Source organism: Streptococcus sp. k-163 (assembly GCF_013277555.1).
Taxonomy (GTDB): domain Bacteria; phylum Bacillota; class Bacilli; order Lactobacillales; family Streptococcaceae; genus Streptococcus.
Genome location: NZ_VMND01000005.1, coordinates 18,625 through 38,640, shown reverse-complemented (window position 1 = coordinate 38,640; position 20,016 = coordinate 18,625). Strand labels below are relative to the sequence as shown.

19 protein-coding genes are annotated in these 20,016 nt (G+C 41.3%); 1 reads left to right on the top strand and 18 read right to left on the bottom strand.

Annotated features, from left to right (window positions below; genetic code table 11):
- Positions 1-56: 56 nt before the first annotated feature.
- The 17 genes from HT731_RS01525 to HT731_RS01455 form a co-directional block, all read right to left on the bottom strand.
- Positions 57-3,782 (bottom strand): phosphoribosylformylglycinamidine synthase, encoded by a 3,726-nt coding sequence (locus HT731_RS01525; protein ID WP_173277380.1) that lies wholly within the window; start codon positions 3,780-3,782, stop codon positions 57-59.
- Between the two features lie 67 nt (positions 3,783-3,849).
- Positions 3,850-4,557: a phosphoribosylaminoimidazolesuccinocarboxamide synthase gene (gene purC / locus HT731_RS01520; RefSeq protein WP_173277379.1), complete on the bottom strand. Its 708-nt coding sequence runs from the start codon at positions 4,555-4,557 to the stop codon at positions 3,850-3,852.
- A 169-nt stretch (positions 4,558-4,726) separates the two neighbouring features.
- A complete protein-coding gene (gene comB / locus HT731_RS01515; RefSeq protein WP_173277377.1) occupies positions 4,727-6,076 on the bottom strand; it encodes a competence pheromone export protein ComB in 1,350 nt (449 codons plus the stop codon).
- Positions 6,077-6,088: 12 nt separating this feature from the next.
- The gene (gene comA, locus HT731_RS01510; protein WP_173277375.1) at positions 6,089-8,242 is read right to left on the bottom strand and encodes a peptide cleavage/export ABC transporter ComA; all 2,154 of its coding nucleotides are present in this window, start codon (positions 8,240-8,242) and stop codon (positions 6,089-6,091) included.
- 310 nt (positions 8,243-8,552) lie between these two features.
- A complete protein-coding gene (locus tag HT731_RS09325) occupies positions 8,553-8,741 on the bottom strand; it encodes a hypothetical protein (RefSeq protein WP_033679471.1) in 189 nt (62 codons plus the stop codon).
- Between the two features lie 419 nt (positions 8,742-9,160).
- Positions 9,161-9,340 (bottom strand): hypothetical protein, encoded by a 180-nt coding sequence (locus HT731_RS01505; protein WP_173277373.1) that lies wholly within the window; start codon positions 9,338-9,340, stop codon positions 9,161-9,163.
- An 80-nt stretch (positions 9,341-9,420) separates the two neighbouring features.
- Positions 9,421-9,636, bottom strand: a complete 216-nt coding sequence (locus HT731_RS09320; protein ID WP_240151620.1) for a bacteriocin immunity protein — start codon at positions 9,634-9,636, stop codon at positions 9,421-9,423.
- Between the two features lie 3 nt (positions 9,637-9,639).
- Positions 9,640-9,795, bottom strand: a complete 156-nt coding sequence (locus tag HT731_RS01500; RefSeq protein WP_000357248.1) for a smi_0061 family bacteriocin-like peptide — start codon at positions 9,793-9,795, stop codon at positions 9,640-9,642.
- A 213-nt stretch (positions 9,796-10,008) separates the two neighbouring features.
- Positions 10,009-10,206 (bottom strand): class IIb bacteriocin, lactobin A/cerein 7B family, encoded by a 198-nt coding sequence (locus tag HT731_RS01495; protein ID WP_153224195.1) that lies wholly within the window; start codon positions 10,204-10,206, stop codon positions 10,009-10,011.
- A gap of 468 nt (positions 10,207-10,674) precedes the next feature.
- On the bottom strand, positions 10,675-11,406 hold the full coding sequence (locus HT731_RS01490) for a response regulator transcription factor (protein WP_173277372.1): 732 nt from the start codon (positions 11,404-11,406) through the stop codon (positions 10,675-10,677).
- Complete coding sequence (locus tag HT731_RS09310; RefSeq protein ID WP_240151622.1) at positions 11,403-12,218, bottom strand: GHKL domain-containing protein; 816 nt, start codon at positions 12,216-12,218, stop codon at positions 11,403-11,405. The genes HT731_RS01490 and HT731_RS09310 overlap by 4 nt, the downstream gene beginning before the upstream one ends.
- Before the next feature lie 564 nt (positions 12,219-12,782).
- A complete protein-coding gene (locus HT731_RS01480) occupies positions 12,783-12,929 on the bottom strand; it encodes a smi_0057.1 family bacteriocin-like peptide (protein ID WP_173277368.1) in 147 nt (48 codons plus the stop codon).
- A gap of 152 nt (positions 12,930-13,081) precedes the next feature.
- Positions 13,082-14,251 (bottom strand): N-acetylmuramoyl-L-alanine amidase family protein, encoded by a 1,170-nt coding sequence (locus tag HT731_RS01475; RefSeq protein WP_173277366.1) that lies wholly within the window; start codon positions 14,249-14,251, stop codon positions 13,082-13,084.
- Between the two features lie 448 nt (positions 14,252-14,699).
- Positions 14,700-14,933 carry an acyl carrier protein gene (locus HT731_RS01470; protein ID WP_173277364.1) on the bottom strand — a complete coding sequence of 78 codons (234 nt, stop codon included), beginning with the start codon at positions 14,931-14,933 and terminating at the stop codon, positions 14,700-14,702.
- A 5-nt stretch (positions 14,934-14,938) separates the two neighbouring features.
- A complete protein-coding gene (plsX, locus tag HT731_RS01465) occupies positions 14,939-15,931 on the bottom strand; it encodes a phosphate acyltransferase PlsX (protein WP_173277362.1) in 993 nt (330 codons plus the stop codon).
- A complete protein-coding gene (gene recO / locus HT731_RS01460; RefSeq protein ID WP_173277360.1) occupies positions 15,928-16,698 on the bottom strand; it encodes a DNA repair protein RecO in 771 nt (256 codons plus the stop codon). Before recO ends, plsX begins: the two co-directional genes overlap by 4 nt.
- Positions 16,695-17,864, bottom strand: coding sequence for a pyridoxal phosphate-dependent aminotransferase (locus HT731_RS01455; protein ID WP_173277358.1), 1,170 nt, complete (start codon positions 17,862-17,864; stop codon positions 16,695-16,697). The genes recO and HT731_RS01455 overlap by 4 nt, the downstream gene beginning before the upstream one ends.
- 478 nt (positions 17,865-18,342) lie before the next feature.
- Between HT731_RS01455 and HT731_RS01450 the strand changes: the two genes are divergently transcribed.
- A complete protein-coding gene (locus HT731_RS01450) occupies positions 18,343-19,353 on the top strand; it encodes a YeiH family protein (protein WP_173277357.1) in 1,011 nt (336 codons plus the stop codon).
- A gap of 182 nt (positions 19,354-19,535) precedes the next feature.
- Here HT731_RS01450 and HT731_RS01445 read toward each other — a convergent pair whose 3' ends face one another.
- Positions 19,536-19,973 (bottom strand): CoA-binding protein, encoded by a 438-nt coding sequence (locus tag HT731_RS01445; RefSeq protein ID WP_173277355.1) that lies wholly within the window; start codon positions 19,971-19,973, stop codon positions 19,536-19,538.
- Positions 19,974-20,016 lie beyond the last annotated feature (43 nt).

Genomic DNA, 20,016 nt, shown 5'->3' with positions numbered 1-20,016 from the left:
CTAAATCTACATGACTTTTACATTACTGATACTATCTATTAGAAAATCTGCAAGTCTTATTTTCCAGTAAAGTATTTAACCGCTGACGCGAACAGGTGCTGGTCTTTATTGCCTGGGATATTTTGGAAAAGACCATCCTCATAACGTTCTGAGTGGCCCATCTTACCGATAATTTGGCCGTTCTTGCTAGTAATTCCCTCTATAGCATTTACAGAACCATTCGGATTGTACTTAGAATCCATACTTGGTTTTCCATCAAAGTCAACGTATTGGCTGAAAATTTGTCCATTGTCACGGAGCTCAGCGAATTCCTCAGCCGTCACGACAAACTTCCCTTCACCGTGCGAAACAGGAATGGCATGGATATCGCCCACTTGCACCCCAGCAAGCCATGGTGAGTTAGTATTGGCAATGCGAGTTTCTACCATCTTGGCCACGTGTTGGTTGGCATCATTGTAGAAGAGGGTTGGGCTCGTACTGCTGGCATCTTCAAAGTTCCCGTATGGAAGAAGACCTGATTTGACGAGGGCTTGGAATCCATTACAGATACCGATAATCAAGCCACCACGAGCGATAAAGCTATCAATAGCTACACGCACTTTTTCATTAAGCAGAATATTGACAATAAACTTGGCTGAACCATCTGGCTCGTCCGCAGCTGAGAATCCACCGGCAAAAAAGAGAATGTTAGCTTTACTGATGTTGGCAACCATAGTTTCGACTGACTTGACAATAGCTTCTTCATTCAAGGTCACAAATGGCACCAAGTTAACTTCTGCACCTTCTTTCTCAAAGGCCTTTGCTGAGTCATATTCTGAGTTGGTTCCTGGGAATACTGGGATGTAAACCACAGGTTTTTCAACCTTTTCTCTGGCTTTAATCACAACATCTGATACCACAGCTGGTACTTCAGCCAGTTCTTTCGCTTGAGCAAATTCTGTTGGGTAAACTTCCTCCAGTTTGCCTTGGAAGGCACTGTCAAGTTTCTGTCCATCTAGCTTCACACCGTTGACAAGGAGTGTAAAGTCTGCTTTCGTTTGACCGATTTTCTCTACTCCAGCAATTTCTTCAGGAGATGTGAAGACAAATCCGCCCAATTGAGCTGTCAAAGCCGTTTCAAGTTCAGGCAAGGTTACTTCTGCACCGATATGATTTCCAAAGGTAGCAAGGGCCAAACTTTCAAGCACACCACCGTATTTAACAGCTGAAGCTGCTGTTACTTTGTGAGCCTTTTGAAGGGCTTCAAACTGAGCAAAGTTAGACTTAATCAAGTCAAAATCAATCTCTGCAGCAAGAGCTTGACCTGGGATGTAGTAGATGTTTTCACCAGCATTCTTGAACTCTGGCGAAAGCACCTTACGGCTATCTGCCGTCGTCACCCCAAAGGCTACCAAAGTTGGTGGCACAGTTAATTCTTCAAAGGTACCAGACATAGAGTCCTTCCCACCGATAGATGGCAAACCAAGCTGAATCTGAGCTTCGATAGAGCCTAGGAGAGCTGCTACTGGCTGACCAAAACGCTCAGCTTGTTTGTCCATGCGTTCGAAATACTCTTGGTAAGAGAAACGAGCCTTAGACCAGTTGGCACCAGCAGCCACCAAACGAGCAGTCGCTTCAATAACCGCATAAGCAGCACCGTGGTATGGAGACCATTCTGCTACATAAGGGTTGAAACCTTGAGCCATGACTGACGCAGTATGAGTCACACCGTGTTGAACTGGCAATTTCTGCACAGATGCCTCAGTTGGTGTGAGTTGGTAACGACCACCAAGTGGGTGATTAACCGTAGAGCGTCCAACAGAGCAGTCAAAGATAGTCTGTAATCCTTTTTGACTGGCATGGTTGAGGTCAGATAGAACCGTAAGGGTATCTGCTTCAAGTGTGTCAGCGCTTGTTGTACGCTCTTCTGGGAGTTTGACATCCTTGTCCACCACCTTTGCATCAACGACCACACGCACACCATTGGTGTCAAGGAAACGACGTTCCAAGTCGACAATGATTTCACCATTCCAGTGCATGACTAGATTTGGTTTTTCAGTTACTGTCGCAACCACAACAGCATCAATATTCTCTTTGTTACATTCTGAAACGAAGGCATCTACATCCTCAGGACGAACCACCACAGCCATCCGTTCTTGAGATTCAGAGATGGCAATTTCGGTACCATTCAAGCCCTGATATTTAAGAGGCACCTTGTCTAGATCAATTTCAAGACCGTCTGCCAATTCACCGATGGCTACACAGACACCACCTGCTCCAAAGTCATTGGACTTCTTGATAAGACGAGTGACATCGCCATTACGGAAAAGGCGCTGAATCTTGCGTTCTTCGATAGCATTCCCTTTTTGAACCTCAGCTCCAGCAGTCTCTACAGACTCAACTGTTTGAACCTTGGAAGAACCTGTCGCACCACCGACACCATCACGTCCAGTCTTACCTCCAAGGAGGATAATGACATCACCCGCTTCCGGTTTTTCACGGACAACATTGCCCTTTGGAGCAGCACCGACAACTGCACCAAGCTCCATGCGTTTAGCTACAAAGCCTGGGTGGAAGTATTCACGAACGTAGGTTGTTGCAAGCCCAATTTGGTTACCGTATGAAGAATAACCATGAGCCGCTGTCTTAGAAATGACCTGTTGTGGTAATTTCCCAGCACGCGTTTCCGAAATCGGTGCGGTAATATCACCGGCACCTGAGATACGCATAGCTTGGTAGACATATGAGCGACCTGACAATGGGTCACGAATGGCTCCACCGATACAAGTAGCCGCCCCACCAAATGGCTCAATCTCAGTTGGGTGATTGTGGGTTTCGTTTTTAAACATGAGGAGCCATGGTTCTTTCACACCATCAACGTCCACTTCAATTTCGACTGAGCAAGCATTGATTTCGTCTGACACTTCCATATCATCCAAACGTCCATTAGCACGCTCATAACGACCAAAAATAGTGGCCATGTCCATCAAGGTTTGTGGCTTTTCAGAACGCCCCAACTCATCACGCATGGCAATATATTTTTCATAGGTTGACTGCAATTGCTTTTGGAATTTCGATGCGGAGAAATCAATCTGTTTCAACTCTGTCTCAAAAGTCGTGTGACGGCAATGATCAGACCAGTAAGTGTCCAAAACCTTGAGTTCAGTCTCAGTTGGTACACGCCCGATTGACTTAAAGTAGTCCTGGATAAAGAGCAAATCATCCACTTCCATAGCCATCCCTTGCTCGGCCTTGTAGCGGGCAAAGTCTTCTGCCCTATAGCTTTCAAAGAAAGTCAATTTAGGAATGGTCTTGTCTGACTCTGAAAATTCCTGCTTGGCAATTCCTGTCGTGATGTCCTTGAAACGTGAATCCACTGGATTGAGTAGGTAGTTCTTGACCGCTTCCAACTCAGTCGCAGCAATGTCCTTGTTAACCAAATACAATTGAGCAGTATTAACCGCTACATCACTTGAGCTACCAAGCAAAAGCAAGGCTTCCTGTGAAGAAGCCGCACGCTGGTCAAACTGCCCTGGCAAGCTTTCGATAGCAAAGAAAGCATAGTTAGCCAGATCCGCCTGTACAGCAGCTTCGTCCAAGACATGGTCTGTCACCTGCTCAGAGAAAATGTGTTTCTCTGCAGGTGCAAACAGGTCCTCAGCCAAGTTAAAGACATCATACACTTGCACGATGCGAATACTTTTCAAGCTTGAAAGTCCCAAGTTGTGTTGGAGTTCTCTCACCAAACTCTCTGACTTGACCTGAAAATCAGCCTTTTTTTCAACAAAAATACGTTTATCCATCAATTCTTATTCCTTTATTTCAGCTCTTGCAATGTTTCCAAATGACCTTGAGAGTCTTGCAAACAGATTATTTCAACCCCTTCAACTTTTCCCAGACAATTTCGTAAACATCTGTTAATTCACCTAGACCCCTACGGAAAACATCCTTATCCATGTGGTTGCCATCCGCATCCCACAAACGGCAATTATCTGGTGAAAATTCGTCTGCTAAGATAATCTTGCCATCCTTGTCAAAACCGAACTCTAGCTTAAAGTCAATCAACTTGAGGCCAATCTCAGCAAACCAGACCTTCAAAAGTTCATTGATACGACGGGTTTCTTCCTTCAAGTAGGCAATCTGCTGGTCATCCGCAATCTTTAGGAATTTCACATGCTCGTCATTGATAAATGGATCATCCAAATCATCATTTTTGTAGTAAAGTTCAACAATCGGAGTCTCCAAGGCAATTCCCTCATCCACACCAAAACGTTTTGAAAAGGAACCAGCCGTGTAGTTGCGGAGCACGACTTCCAAAGGAATAATCTCAACCTTTTTATTGAGTTGTTCTGTATCCGAAAGTTTCTCTACAAAGTGAGTCGCCACACCAGCCGCATTTAATTTCTCAAAAATAAAAGATGAAATCTGATTATTCAAGACTCCCTTGCCCGCAATCTGCTCCTTCTTGACACCATTGAAAGCAGTCGCCTGATCCTTGTAAGTTGAAATAATAAGATTTTCATCCTCAGTTGTATAGATATCTTTAGCTTTTCCCGAATAGATCAATTGTTTTGACATTTAAAAGTTCGCCTTTCGTATTACTTGAGCACATTCTACCATAAAAAACTTAAAATTACAAGAATTTAACCGAATAAATAACGTAGCGACATCGAAAATCGTAAAGAAAAAACTGCAAGAAGAATCTTTCTCACAGTTTTAAAATCATTTAACTCTAAAAACACGAACATTACTCTTTGTTCAAAAATTGATCCAAATAATAACGCAGGTAACTTTTCTTGCCCGTAATCATCTGTAGGCGGCCTTCCACCCCGTAACGAAGTCTTTCAGACTGCTCAGAAGTTAGATTAGTCTCCGCCTCAATTTTAAAGAAATTCCCTTTTTCAGTCTTGGTAGCTGTCGCATCGATGCTGGTAATAGTAGAATCTAGGAAAAGTTGATTCTTGGCATCATGAGTCGTCGTATAGCGAACAGAATCACCGACCTTAATCCTTGCTACATCTTTTGAACTTAGATAAGCTGTGAGTTTGGCTTTCCCTTCTTTTTCCAAGGACGGATAGAGTTGGGCTAGTAGGGCACCTTCTGCAACCATGGTAGAATCACTGGTCTCAGAATTAAGATGAAGCACCCCATCCTCACTCGCCGTAATTTTCCCCTTGTCTAAAAGATTTCCCTGTACCTTCTTACCTGACTCCACCTCCAAGATTTTCTGGTCTAGAAGGGTCAATTCCTGACCAACCTTAGCCAAATGTTGGGATTTGAGAGACTCTAATTGACTACTTAAACCAGACGCATAGGCTTGCTGGATACCTGAACCTGCATACTGAACACGGTAAGTAGCAAGACTGGATTCTAACTGAGAGAGCTGTGCTTCTACCTGAGCAACAGCCTGGGCCTTAGATTGCGGATTTTCCTCGCCCTGAGACTTATAGGACTGGTAGAGAGAGTAGGCTAGATTCTGACTGGCCAAGGAAGCACCTGTTTCAATAGCTGACTTAGCTGTCTGGTAATCACGAATTTTAGCCTCTGTTTGACTGATGAGGTTGCCGATTTCGGCTTGAGTTTGACTAGCTGCTGCATTCTGGGACGCAATGGTCTCATTTTGTTGCGATGTACTAGCCCTAAGACTGCCTGCTTGACTGATGTAGTCGCGAAAGGTGGCTTGGTAGCCAAACTTATCCTCCTCTGGAAAGTGGTTCTCCCCTTCTTGCAGACTCTTTTGCAAATACTCCAATTGCTTTTTTTGATCCTTGAGCATGTCCAACTGACTAGCATAGGCCTCCGCTTGGACACCCTCTGCCCCTTCTTGATATTGAACCAACAGTTCTCCCTTTTTAACCAGCTTATTTTCTTCCAAATGATTGACAAGAATGCGATTGTTGCTAGTTGACTGGATATTTGTAAGGATACGACTAGGCTCGACAGTAGCTCTAGTTGATAAACTCATCTCCTTCTCTGCAAATGTTGCAAATCCAAGTAAAAACACGAGCAGAAGGGACATGGGTACAATCACCCGACTGGAAAAATTATGGTAACGACGATTATAAAACTCCGCACTTTCTAAAAATTCTGGTTTCATCCTCTCCTCTTTCTAGCTATTCACCAAATGGGCGTAAAAACCACCCTGTGCAAGCAAATCAGCATGATTTCCTTCTTCAACAATCTTGCCCTGATCCAAGACAACAACCTTCTCTGTCCGCTCAGCAATAGTCAAACGGTGGGCGATGAAAATCAAGGTCTTGTCTAAAGCCATGAGATTATCTACGATCCGCTTCTCTGTCAAAATATCCAAACTGCTAGTCGCCTCATCCAAAATCAAGACAGGTGCATCTGTCAAGAGAGCACGCGCTAGGGCGATTCTCTGACGTTGACCACCTGAAATTCCTGCCCCATCCGAAGTCAATTCTGTCTGGTAATTTAGTGGCATGCGCTCGATATCCTCCCGAATCTCTGCCAATTCAACCGCCCGTAAGATATCCTCCTGAGTCGTCCCCTCCTTGGCTCCCAAAAGAAGATTCTCCAAAATCGTTCCGTTAAAGACATAGGGCTGTTGAGGCAGGTAGTTGATGTACTGACGCAGGGCCTTTTTATCAATCTGATTGAGATTGACACCACCCAAACTAATCTCTCCCTGACTTGGGTCGTAAAAATTAACCATCATCTTGGCCAAGGTCGTCTTACCTGACCCTGAAATCCCCACAAAAGCCACCTTAGAACCTTGGGGAATGATCAAATTGATGTCCGACAAAACGTCTCGACCATAGCCATACTTGTAGAAAACCTGCTTGAAGGTCATATCTCCCTTCATCAAGCTCAAATCCTCAACCGTTTTCTTCTCCTCAAACTCAGAAGCTACCAGATAAACCTCATTCAAACGGTTATTGGCAACCTGCGCTGTCTGAAGCTTGGTTTGCAGATTGATGATATTTTCCAAAGGATTGGTAAAGTAAACCAGTAAGGTATTATAGGTAATCAACTGCCCCAAACTCATCTTGCCATCCATGATCAGAACAGCCCCCATCCAGAGAATGCCGACATTGAGCAAGAGATGGGCAATTTTTTTCAGAGCCTTTTGCTGACTCTCTGCTCGACTATAGGTAAAGGATTTTTTCAGATAATCCACAAATTCCTTGTCAATCTTTTGATAGCGTGAACTTTCACTGGTCAAAGACTTGATAGTCTCAATACCGTTGATGTCCTCAATGATAGAAGAAGACAGAACCGCATTGGCTTCCATGGTGTCCCGATTCATCTTTTCAAACGGTTTCATAAAGGCAAAGATAATCACTGTATAGATAGGAAGTGCCAATAAAGTCATGAAAAAGAGATTGGTATTTTGTGAAAATAAAACAAGGGAAATAATGACAACCGTTGACACATCTAGGAAAATCGAAAGAATGGTCGAAGCCAGCGCATCGATGATACTGTTAGCATCTGTAAAACGAGACACGATTTCCCCTGTTCTGCGTGTCGCAAAGAAAGACATAGGCAGGTGAAAAACATGCTTGATATAGGACAAAATCACGTCAATCGACAAGCGTTGCCCCAAAACAAGCAAGAGATACTCCTGAGCGTAAGACAAGATTTGCTGGAGGATATAGACAATCACCAGCCCAATAGAAATAATCCCAAGCGTCGAACGCATCTGATCTGGCACATAGGTATCAATGATAGACTGCAGATAATAAGAACCCACAATGTTAATCAAGGTTACCAAGAGTGTTGCCAAAACGATATTGGCAATCAAGCCACGCTGCTTCACTAATATAGGGATAAAAGAGAGCAAACCATTCTTTTGATCCTTATGAGGCTTGTAGTCTGGACTCGGTGCCATAAAAAGAGTCACTCCTGTCCATTCTTCCGCAAAACGCTCACGTGGCAGTTTGGTCAATTTCACCCCAGGATCTGGATCGGCAATATGAATGCTATCCTTATCCTGACCAGTCACCACATAGTAGTGGAGCAATTTCCCTTCCTTAAGCACATGGGCAACAAAAGGAAAAGTCAAATCTGGCAAGTCAAAGATCGTCATATCCGCCTTAATTGCTCGCGTCTCAAAACCAATCTCCTCTGCCACCTTGACCAAGCCCAAGGCCGTCGTCCCATCCATGGTCGTCTTTGCCAATTCTCGTAAGTGAGCCAAAGAATAATAACTACCATAGTAGCCAAAAACCATGGCTAATGAAGCTACACCGCAGTCCATCTGATCCACCTGCGGACGATAGTGACGTTTCCCAAATTTCATATTCATCTCCTTTTCCCTAATACTCAATGAAAATCAAAGAACAAACTAGGAAACTAGCCGCAGGCTGCTCAAAACACTGTTTTGAGGTTGTAGATAGGACTGACGAAGTCAGTCACATATATACGGCAAGGCGACGTTGACGTGGTTTGAATTTGATTTTCGAAGAGTATAAACTCATCTGATAACAACTATCTTACCCTAATCACTAAACAAATACTGGACTTCCTTCCCAAATGCGCCTATCTCCCTCCCAACTGCACTTTTGGGATAAAAAAATAGGCAGAACAAACGTTCTACCTAAAATATATATTTATTTCTTTTTCTTCCTAATTCTTTTGTCAATCATATATAAAACGATAATCGAAAACAGCGGTGGTACAATATAACTCTTTTCACTCATTGTCAGCTGAAATCCCAGAGTTGCTAGTATCTTAAAGATGAAGATATTCATCAAAAATAGAAAAACAAATACTAAAAAATATTTTAAAATCTTCTTCATTTCTTTTCTTCAACTTTCCTAATTTCTATACCTATTTTATCATATTTTATCAAAAAATACATGTAATCCCTCAAAAATAAACACCTCAACTGCACTTTTGGCAAAAAATAGGCAGAACAAATGTCCTGCCTACTAAAAATATGGTATGAAAGGAAATTGATGTTTTACTGTCACCCTAGGCAAGCTTGGAACAAATAAATCATTGATAGTAACCTTTACGACATCCTATTTAAAGTTACTTCAATTTCTAATGTCCCTGCTATTTCTAAGCCACCTATGGTATGATCTATTCATGTTTAGAATAGATAACACCGTTCTAAATTACGATTCATAGTTACTCCTTTTAAATTCCAATGTGATGCATTCTGAGATTATACTCTAGTCATTTTAGCACAGACTAACAAGTCATTCTTAACTGCTCACTCTACTCGCTTTTTATTGACCTTATAGCCTAGATAAAAGAGCCCAAATAAAACGGGGTAAATTTCTGGATAAAATAGGGTATTGATCGGATTTTTCAAAATCAAATACGTTGTGATGTAGATAATGAGTGATACGGTAAAATAACCCTCAGCAAAACCTAATAAAAATGTTTTCATAGAAGACTCCTATTTGCCTGACAAGAATAGCAGAAAAACTCTGCCATTCACATGTACAAAATACTTTTGATTCATGTTCTTCATTTATAGTTTTGATTATTTTTTGACAAATCTTTGCAAAAAATACCAAAATATCCTGAGAAAAGCAAACCAACCAAAGTCCATTGCCAATTAAAGGATACTAACGAACCTGTACGAATCACATGAAGCGCGAGATTAAGAGTTATTCCCAACAAAAGAAATATAGTAGCTAGTTTAGGTAACAATGTATTGAGATTAAGGTTGCGACTGTTCATTATCTAACGCCCACGGCGAGCCAAATCTGAACCAAATGTGTAACCAGCCCCAAATGCGCCAAATGCAATAGCACTTAGGCCAAATATAATCGAAATAGGTTCAATTCCTCCTTCAATTACTTGCAAATCTTTCTCATCAACTACTTGAAATTTATCCATTCTTTTCTCCTTTACTTCTATATAATAAAATGAATACCATTAAAAACAATGAAATTGTTGGTATATTAAAATCATCAAACCATGTAGGTAAGGGTAGCTTATTCACATCAGCTACCAACCTGATAATTGTATAAGATATTGAACTAAGTAATACCATAAGCTCAGGCCAAATCTTCAACATTAATTTAACAAATTTCATATATATCTACAAAATTATGGTCGATTAGCATAATATCCTGCAGCTATGCCCGCACCTGCTGAAACTGTAGCAAGCGCAGCTACACCTCCAATTAATTTCCAACCAATAACTACGCCACCAATAATAATTGGTGCAATTCCCCCATCCACATCCATCAACTCTTCTTCTGTAAGAGCTACAAAGTTCTGTTCCATTTTGTCAAAATTTGTCATCTTTTTCTCCTCAATTTGTATATGTTTTTATATGTTTAATGTTTAATGTTTATCCTCTAAGCCACTTAAATAGCCAAGTTGGATAAATAGCTGAAATAATCATTTCTAATCTCCTTCCTTTTCGTCTCACTTATTTATTCGAAAAATAAGTCGAAAATGTACAACTAAAGTCAATTTATTTAAAAAATAACTCAGTGAACCATGGGTAGAACATTGATATAAACATAAACCAAACTCCTTTCTTTTCCTCTTACTTATCTATTCGAAAAAAAATTTCGAAAATGTACAACTATTTAAATTTATTTAAAAAATAACTCAGTGAACCATGGGTAGAACATTGATATAAACATGAACTAGGCTCCTTTCCTTTTCCTCTTATTTATCTATTCGAAAAAGAAGTCAAAAAAATAAGAATATCAGAAATTTTCCGATATTCTTATTGATAAACTCATTCAAATCTAACAGATATTAGACATTGAGATGTTTTTTAAGGGTTCTTCTAGCTGTTCGTGATACGGGGAAGTGCAAGCCTTCTAACAAGGTCACTTCTGTGGCAGTCATCTCTTCAATGGCCTGTAAACTGACTAAAGTATTGCGATTGGCATAGACAAAGTAATCTTTTTCAGCCTTGGCAGCGATATCCTTGAGACTGCCATAAATGGTCTTGATAGAATGATTAGCATAATAGACCTTGATACGATGGGATTCCACTGAGGTTTCAAAGGCTAAAATCTCATGGTAGGGCAGAGTAAAGCCCCGTCTTCCCTCAAAACTATAGGTGAAGAGACACATATTTTCCCTCTTATCCACTGCTAATACATAGTCCAAACAGCGCTCCAGCTGATAACGGTAATCCTCCTCAGACTGATCCTTGGAAATAAAATCCAAGGCAGACAAGTGGTAGCGAAAAGCTAGAGGCAAGACCTCCGAGTGTGTAGACACAAAGACAATGCTTGTAAAGGGATCCTGCTCCCGAACCTGTTGAGCAACCTGAAAGCCCCGTTCACGCTCTCCATCAATCTCTAAATCCAATAAATAGAGCTGGTAATGGTCAAAATACTGAGAATACTTTTCAACATCTCCATAATTTTTGGCAATATCAATTTCCAATCTCAAATTGCGAGAGCGACCGATATCTAGTAAAGTTTGCTCTATACGCCCCTGCTGGACTCTATCGTCTTCCAAAACTAAAATTCTCATTCCTCTCCCCCTCGTTTCTCATCCTTAAATGGCAATTCTAAATCTTGTCTAAAAGTCGTCTCTCCTAGCTGGGTATCTAAGTTTAAATCATAATGAAAAACCATATCCTCCAAGGTCGCTAAACCCAGTCCACTGTGGTTTCCCTTGGTCGAATAACCCTTTTGACTGAGAATACTGGGATTCAGTTCTTCTTTCTTACGAGTGTTTTCAATGATAAAACGAACACTCCTATCGCCTGCCAACAAAGCAACCCGAATCTGCGGATTTTCAGCCTCACTGGCTGCCTCTAAGGCATTTGTCGTGAGGATAGAGAGGATACGGATAGCCTCCAACATCGGCAAATCCAGCTCTTCGACAACCCCAACCGTCTCCAAACTAAAATGAATTCCTTGATTATCTGCCACAATCATGGCTTTTGCCAAGGTATTACGAATGGCTATATCATGGATATTGTGAAGATTAAAAGCTGTGTAATCTGCCTTCCTCAGCTTTTCATTGGTCTTTAGAAAGACATCTTGATAAATGGTAGATACCTCAGCCATGTCTTGATTAGCTATGGCAGGCTCCATGCTAGCGACAATTCCCGCAAAATCATGACGGAAACCTCGCACTTCATCATAGAGATGACCCAGCTTATCCACCATTCCTTGCAAGGAACGATTTTCTTCTTCCTGTCTCTGAATGGTTTGCTCATCACGATAAACCTGCTCCAAATGCTTGATGTAAAAGAGCCAAGAGAAAAAGAGAATGAAAATCAAGAGAGAAATGGTCGTGTCAAAACGAACATAGAAAGAACTATTTATATTGGTCATAAACGAAGAGAATATCCTAAATACAGTCAGAGGTAGGATAATGAAAAAACTCTTACGATAGTGGGTTTTGAAAGCATCTGAAAAGAATAAATCCAAATCCAAAGACCAACGCTTCATTATTTTACAACATAGAAATATTGATAATAAATCAAATACAGATCTATATAAGGTGGAAAACGAATCTACAAAACAACAAGGCTCACCGGATAATACACGAATCCAAATTGTCAAAAATAAATAACGAATACTCTGAAAGAAGAGAAAAAGATACAGAGAAAGAAAAAAAGCTTCCCCTTTTCTTTTATGCAATTCTAATAAAAAAACACAGTAAAAGAAGAGAATGATTCCTATATGGAATAATTCTCCAAATGTTTGACGAGCAGATAAACTAATTAAAAATACAAGGACCCAATAACGTTTTTTATAAAATTCTGGGGAAATTTGAGCACCCAAATAAATAGTAGGCATCATGGTTGAAACGACTACCAACAGTATATATAGCACAGAAACTAAGAATTCTAAAATAATCATAAATAAATCTAATCTCTAACGAATACTGTGAATTTAAGCAAAGTGTCTACCCGTACTAAATAATTTATCGCACCATTTTACGGTATCTTCAAAAATCCCTCCACCATTCATTTCCTCCAAAACCTCTGGAGTTAATTCTTCAAATTGTTTCAATTCTTCAAATGTATTTTTCATTTCCATGACAGACTCCTTTTCATTATTTTATAGATAACTCTATCCCCTGATCCATCTACAAAAGGCTTTAGCTTCCTTTTAAAATACAAGAAATCTAAAGCCTCCTGGAAATGGTATATTGGTTAGAGCGTTAACGATTAGTTGTGAAGATGTTATTTTTATTTAACCACAACCACTTTATAATATTCGTTTGAGTGTGGAGATTCAATCTTAATTTTTTCACCGTATAAACCATCGATTTCTTTATCCAGATAATCTGAAACTCCCGATGGCAAACGTTTCATCTTAAGAATCTCACCAGATTGATCCGCATAGGCTAGGATGTGATAGTGGGTTGTAGCCATACCATCATCAATTAATACAAAGTAACCTGTTTTGAGCTTACCTTGCTCATTTTCTAAATAGTATAATTTATTGTTATTGATTGTAAAGTGGGTAGCCCCAAGACGAAGTCGTACACCTGGATTTTCTAAATAGACATCATTGCCAACTTTTTTGATTTCTGAATAGGTTGTCATTGCTGGGATATTAACCACACGATATCCATTTTCATCAAAGTAGTAGCGATTTGGTAAGTTTTGGAAGTTCTGTACAACCGCCTTAGAATCAATTTCTTGTCCTTCTTCTTTATTATCCACTAAAGCTAAGGTAGTATTTGCAACCTCATCCCCATATTTGTCAGAAAACTTCTTGATTTCAGGCTTGATATACCAAGTGTTTTTTTCAATAATAACATCGTCACCTTTAGCATTTAGCAAATATTCTTGCCCATCTCCAAGTTTGACAATATCATGAATATTGTATCCAGCATCTTTTCTATTTGCTAGATAGCCATCCTTACCAATGACATAACTTTCCCCATCACTGGCTGGAACAGCTCTATCTGCAACCATAGCACCTGATCTTTCAAAGTAAGACCATTTACCATTTGCAGTCGCCCATCCTGTTGCCATAGCGCCACCGTCTTTGAGGTAATACCATGTAGATCCTTCTTTGTACCAACCTGTACGCATGGCACCACTATCTGCTAGTGAGTACCATGTGCTACCTTCCTTGTACCAGCCAGTGCGCATAGCACCACTATCTGCTAGAGAATACCAAGTATTGCCGTCTTTGAGCCAGCCTGTCTGCATTTTACCAGTGCTGTCGAAGTGATACCATGAGCCAGCATTTTGTACCCATTTATCCTTAGCGAGACTACCATCTTGTGAAAGATTCCAGTCAGCACCATTTTTAACCCAAGTATCTGCAGCCTGTGCTTGGTTGATAGACAAAAGCAGACCAGCACCTGCAAGCAAACCAAGAGTAAGTAGTTTAGATTTTTTCATAGCCATTTCCTCCTTTATTGAATAGCTATAAGAGGACTTACCTCTTTATTTAGCTATATTCTAATACTTTTCATAGTCAAAGTCAATAATATTGTGAAAAATTAGACAATATTACCAATATCTACGAATTGTATTTTGAGTAATACCGTATTGATACAACTCTATAAAAATCCTTTCTTTTTTCTCCTTTTTGGAGATTGATTTTTTCTGACTCTATTATATCCCTTATTTCTCCTCAGATTTCTCCTGTCCCTAGAAAGACTAAATCTGTTCCTAAACGGTCACTTATACTCAATGAAAATCAAAGAGCAAACTAGGAAGCTAGCCGCAGGTTGCTCAAAACACTGTTTTGAGGTGGCAGATAGAGCTGACGTGGTTTGAAGAGATTTTCGAAGAGTATTAAGCCAAATAAAAAATTCCAAAGCAAATGCCTTGGAACTTCTTATCTTTATTTTGCTTGAATGATCTTGATAACATCCCCTACACTTTGGAGTTGATCAATTTCCTCATCACTGATTTCGATATTAAATTCATCTTCCAGAGTCAAGATAAACTCCATCAAGTCAACTGAGTCAGCATCCAAGTCGTCTTTCAGACTCAAGGATTCTGTTACGACAAAGTCCTCTCCCTGTCGCTCTTGGATAATGGTCACAATACGGTCAAAAATTTCTTTTTCTGTCATCTCTTTTATTCTCCTGAAAATTCACGCGCAGTCTGGGCAACTACGTCTGTTTCTAGCATGGTACGAATCTGGCGGATTGTACTATAAACAGCCTTGGCATCGCTTGAGCCATGAGTCTTGACAACAGGTGCCTTGACACCAAACAAGACTGCTCCACCAACATCTGAGTAGTTGAGCTGTTTTTTCAAACCTCTGAGGCTATTCTTGAGAAGTAGTGCGCCTAGTTTCGCTCGAAGACCACCACCTGTAATAGCTGTCTTGAGCAAGCCCATGATTCCCATGGCTGTCCCTTCAATGGATTTGAGCACAGCGTTTCCCGTGAAACCATCTGCCACAACAACATCTGCAACGCCATTCATCAAATCACGCGCTTCCACGTTTCCGATAAAGTTTAAACTTTCATCAGCCACTAGTAATTCATAGGTTTCCTTACGAAGTGGGTCTCCCTTACTACTCTCTGTTCCGTTATTGAGCAAGCCAACACGTGGTTGCGCAATTCCACGAACATTTTTAGCATAGAAGGAACCTAGAACCGCATATTGATGGAGGTGCTGGGCTGTATTTTCTGCATTAGCTCCGAGGTCTAGCATGTCAAAACCTTTCCCATCTACAGTCGGCAAAGTCGACATAAGACCTGGTCGATCGATGTTCTTGATACGACCTACGATGAAGAATCCAGCCGCCAACAAAGCACCTGTATTCCCAGCCGAGAGAACAGCGTCTGCTTCACCCTCTTTGACAGCCTTGGCTGCCAATACCATACTGGCATTTTTCTTCTTCCGAATAGCTCTAGCAGGTTCATCGTCTGAATCAATCTTCTCATCCGTATGGATAATTCTGACGCGCTCTGTCGCTGTCAGATATTGCTTGATTTTAGCTTCATCTCCGTAGAGTTGAACCTCGATATCTGAAAAGTCAGCTAGGGCTTGATTGATACCCTCAACGATGGCCTGAGGTGCGTAATCGCCCCCCATGGCATCTACTGCGATTTTTTTCATTTCTTTTCCTCTTTTAGTAATTGTCCCCAGTCTGCTAGGGAATCAATAAATTTCTTTGATTTTAGGTGAATCCCAACGTACTCTTCGTAGAGTTGATCCATAAATTGGCGTAGCTCTTGCTTGATTTCAGTCTTGAGCGAAATGGTCTCCAAGGTCTCAAAATCGATAGCTTGAAATTGATTGAGCAGATAAGGGATATTGGGATTCAGATGACATCGTTTCTCATCCTCATGATAATGCTCTGGGCAAAGACAGGCTCCATATTTGAAAGAAAAGTCAAAAGCCTGGCCAACCCTATGGCAAAAGACACACTCATTAAAATTGAGGCTGATTCCAAATCGAGTCAAGATTTGAATTTCAAAAATAGTAGTCAAAACTTGATAATCCAAGCCAGCTTCCATCAATTCCAAAGTCTTTTGCAAAAAAGCAAACAAGGGAGCATCCTGCTGATTATCCTGCAAACTAGCATCTGCAAGAGCCGCCACATAGGTCGCATAGGCCATGACAAAGAGATCGCTATTAATCTTGGGAAAGGTCATCACCTCGTGATAGTCCTCAATGTAACTGAGTCCGTCATCATTGATTCGCAAGAGAAATCGTGCCAGCACTAAGGGCTGAATAACCGACGCCAGTTTGGACTGGCCAGCATGTTTAACGAAAAACATGCGCTTGCCAGCCTGCTCTGTAAAAATCTTAACTAACTTGTCATCCTCACGAAAGTTACGATTGTAGAGCACCAAACCTTGACTCGTGATAGACTGAATCATGCTTCTCTCATGTACTCCTCAAGTCGTTTCATGGCTTCTGTGATAGTCCCCATGCTGGCCGCATAAGACAGACGAACATATCCTTCCCCGTAACGCCCAAAGGCAGCACCAGGGATAAAGGCAACGGCCTTCTTCTGAGCAAAATCTTTCAGAAAAGCAAAGGAATCTTGATTGTAGCCGTCTGGAATCTTAGCAAAGATATAGAAGGCACCGTCTGGTTTGATAATCTCAAAACCAAGAGCAGTCATTTTCTCGATAATATAGTCCCGACGCTGGATGTATTCCTTCTTCATAGGCTCCGCATCGTTTTTACCAGCTGTCAAGGCTTCTACCGCAGCATGTTGCGCCATGGTATTTGCGGCAGTGACCAAGTACTGGTGACTCTTGATTAACTGGGCTGTGAAGACCGCAGGAGCAAAAATCAAGCCCAAACGCCAACCTGTCATAGCATGCGATTTAGACAAACCATTGATAATGATAGCCTGGTCTCTCAACATCGTTCCTAGAGACACATGGGCTTCCCCTGTATAGGTCAATTCTGAGTAGACCTCATCACAGACAACGAAAATTTCGTACTTGCGTAAAACGTCTGCCAAAGCTTCCAACTGCTCCCGACTGTAGGTAATTCCTGTCGGATTGGCTGGATAGTTGAGAATAACCGCCTTGAGCTTGTCACCTTGCTCCAAAATAGCCTTCTCCAACATCTCAGGAGTCAAGACAAAACCATTTTCAGTCGTGTCAATCTCGACAACCTCTGCCCCAACTAGATTGACAATCGGTTCATAACCTGGATAAGCAGGAGCTGGCAAGAGCACCTTGTCTCCCTCTTCTAAAATAGCTGTCAAAGTAGCAGATAAGGCTTCTGTCGCCCCAATTGTAACCAAGATTTCATTTTCAGGAGCATAGTCCAGTTGGTACTTTTCCTTAACAAAGTCACTAGCTGCCTGACGTAAGGTCAGCAGACCACTCATCCCTGTATAGTAGGATTGGTTCTGGTCAATCGCTCGCTTAGCCGCCTCCTTGACATGATCTGGCGTTGTAAAATCAGGTTCCCCCAAGGTCAAACGTAAGACCCCAGGAATCTCAGAAATAGCCTGGTCAAACTGACGAATCAACGAAACTTGAATCTTATCTAACTGTTTATTAAAGCGCTTAGTTAAGTCCATAGATACCTCCTACTTTCAAAACGTATCTCTATTATACTATAAAAGCCCCCCGACCGCAAAAATACATGATAGAATAACGCTAACATAACAAATTGAAGTATGTTAAAATGGATTTGTCGCAACTCCACTAACGAACTTAGTTTGGAGGTGAGTTTTTGCTAATCTTCGTTACAGTTATTCTAGCACCATTACTGATTACTATTACCGGTAATATCATTTCTGAGTGGATAGTCAGAAAGTGGTTAGATAAGCGCGACAAAAAAATATAACCTGAGTTTAGTTTTAATGTAACTGGACAAAAAGAAATACCAGAGGTGGAGCTCTGGTATTTCTTTTTGCCAAGACTTCGTTACAGTTCTTGTAAGATTATTATTACATAATTAGCACTACTTGTCAAATAATTGTTAGGACCTACTTTCTATTTTACTTTTCCTGTTTACAGGTCTATAATGGTAACAGATTCTATTTGGAGGTTTTTATGTCATTTCTATCAAAAAATGGAGCAGGTATCTTGGCCTGCCTTCTCATTTCTATCGTATCTTGGTACTTAGGAGGATTCTTCCCTGTCATTGGCGCGCCCGTTTTTGCCATTTTCATAGGCATGCTCCTACATCCCTTTCTCTCGTCCTATAAACAACTGGATGCTGGGTTGACCTTTAGTTCTAAAAAATTGCTCCAATATGCCGTTGTCTTGCTTGGTTTTGGTCTCAATATCTCGCAGGTCTTCGCAGTTGGCCAATCTTCACTCCCTGTCATCCTGTCCACTATCTCAATAGCTCTGATTATTGCCTACTTCTTCCAGCGCTTCTTTGCACTGGATACAAAACTGGCTACCTTGGTTGGAGTAGGTTCTTCAATCTGTGGTGGTTCTGCCATTGCTGCGACAGCGCCCGTTATCCATGCCAAGGAAAAGGAAGTAGCCCAATCCATTTCCGTTATCTTTTTCTTCAATGTCTTGGCTGCGCTCATCTTTCCAACCCTCGGCACCTGGCTTCATCTATCCAATGACGGCTTCGCCCTCTTTGCAGGAACAGCCGTTAATGATACTTCCTCTGTAACCGCCACAGCCAGCGCCTGGGACAGCCTTTACCAAAGTAATACCCTCGAATCCGCAACCATTGTCAAACTTACGCGGACACTGGCTATCATCCCCATCACTCTCTTTCTCTCCTACTGGCAAAGTCGCGAGCAAAAAAATAAGCAAGGCTTTCAACTGAAAAAAGTATTCCCACTTTTTATCCTTTACTTTATCCTTGCATCTCTCCTAACTACCCTCCTGACCTCTCTCGGTGTGTCCAATAGTTTCTTTACCCCTCTCAAACAACTCTCCAAATTCCTCATTATCATGGCCATGAGTGCTATCGGACTCAAAACCAATCTAGTAGCTATGGTCAAATCCAGCGGAAAATCCATTCTTCTTGGAGCCATATGCTGGATTGCCATCATCCTCACCAGTCTTGGTATGCAGACCCTTATCGGCATTTTCTAACACTCTTCGAAAATCTCTTCAAACCACGTCAACGTCGCCTTGCTGTATATATGTGACTGACTTCGTCAGTCTTATCTACAACCTCAAAACTGTGTTTTGAGCAACCTGCGGCTAGTTTCCTAGTCTGCTCTTTGATTTTCATTGAGTATAACACAAAAGGTAGCCCACCAGCTACCTTTTTCTTATGCTTCCTTAATCAAGCGAGTATGTTCTCTCTTGATGCAACGATTCATCACGATATCATCACATCCACCAGCACGCAAGATCTCTTCCGCTTCTAGATTTTCAAGTCCTAGCTGCGCCCAAAAAATCTTAGCATCAGCCTTGAGAAAATCACGCGCCACATCTGGCAAAAACTCACTGCGACGGTAAACATTGACAATATCTACAGGAAAAGGAATCTCTGCTAGGCTAGCATAAGCCTTTTCACCCAAGATTTCTCCACCTGCTACCTTGGGATTGACTGGGATGATTTTATAACCCCGGGCCTGCATTTCCTTGGTCACTCGATTGCTAGTTGTTTCCTCACGGTCTGACAAACCCACAACAGCAAGGGTTTTACTCGTTGCGAGATACTGACGAATCACGCCATCACTTGGATTGATAAATTCTTGACTCATAGAAATCCTCCTTTTTCATCAGTATAGCACATTTTGAAAAGGC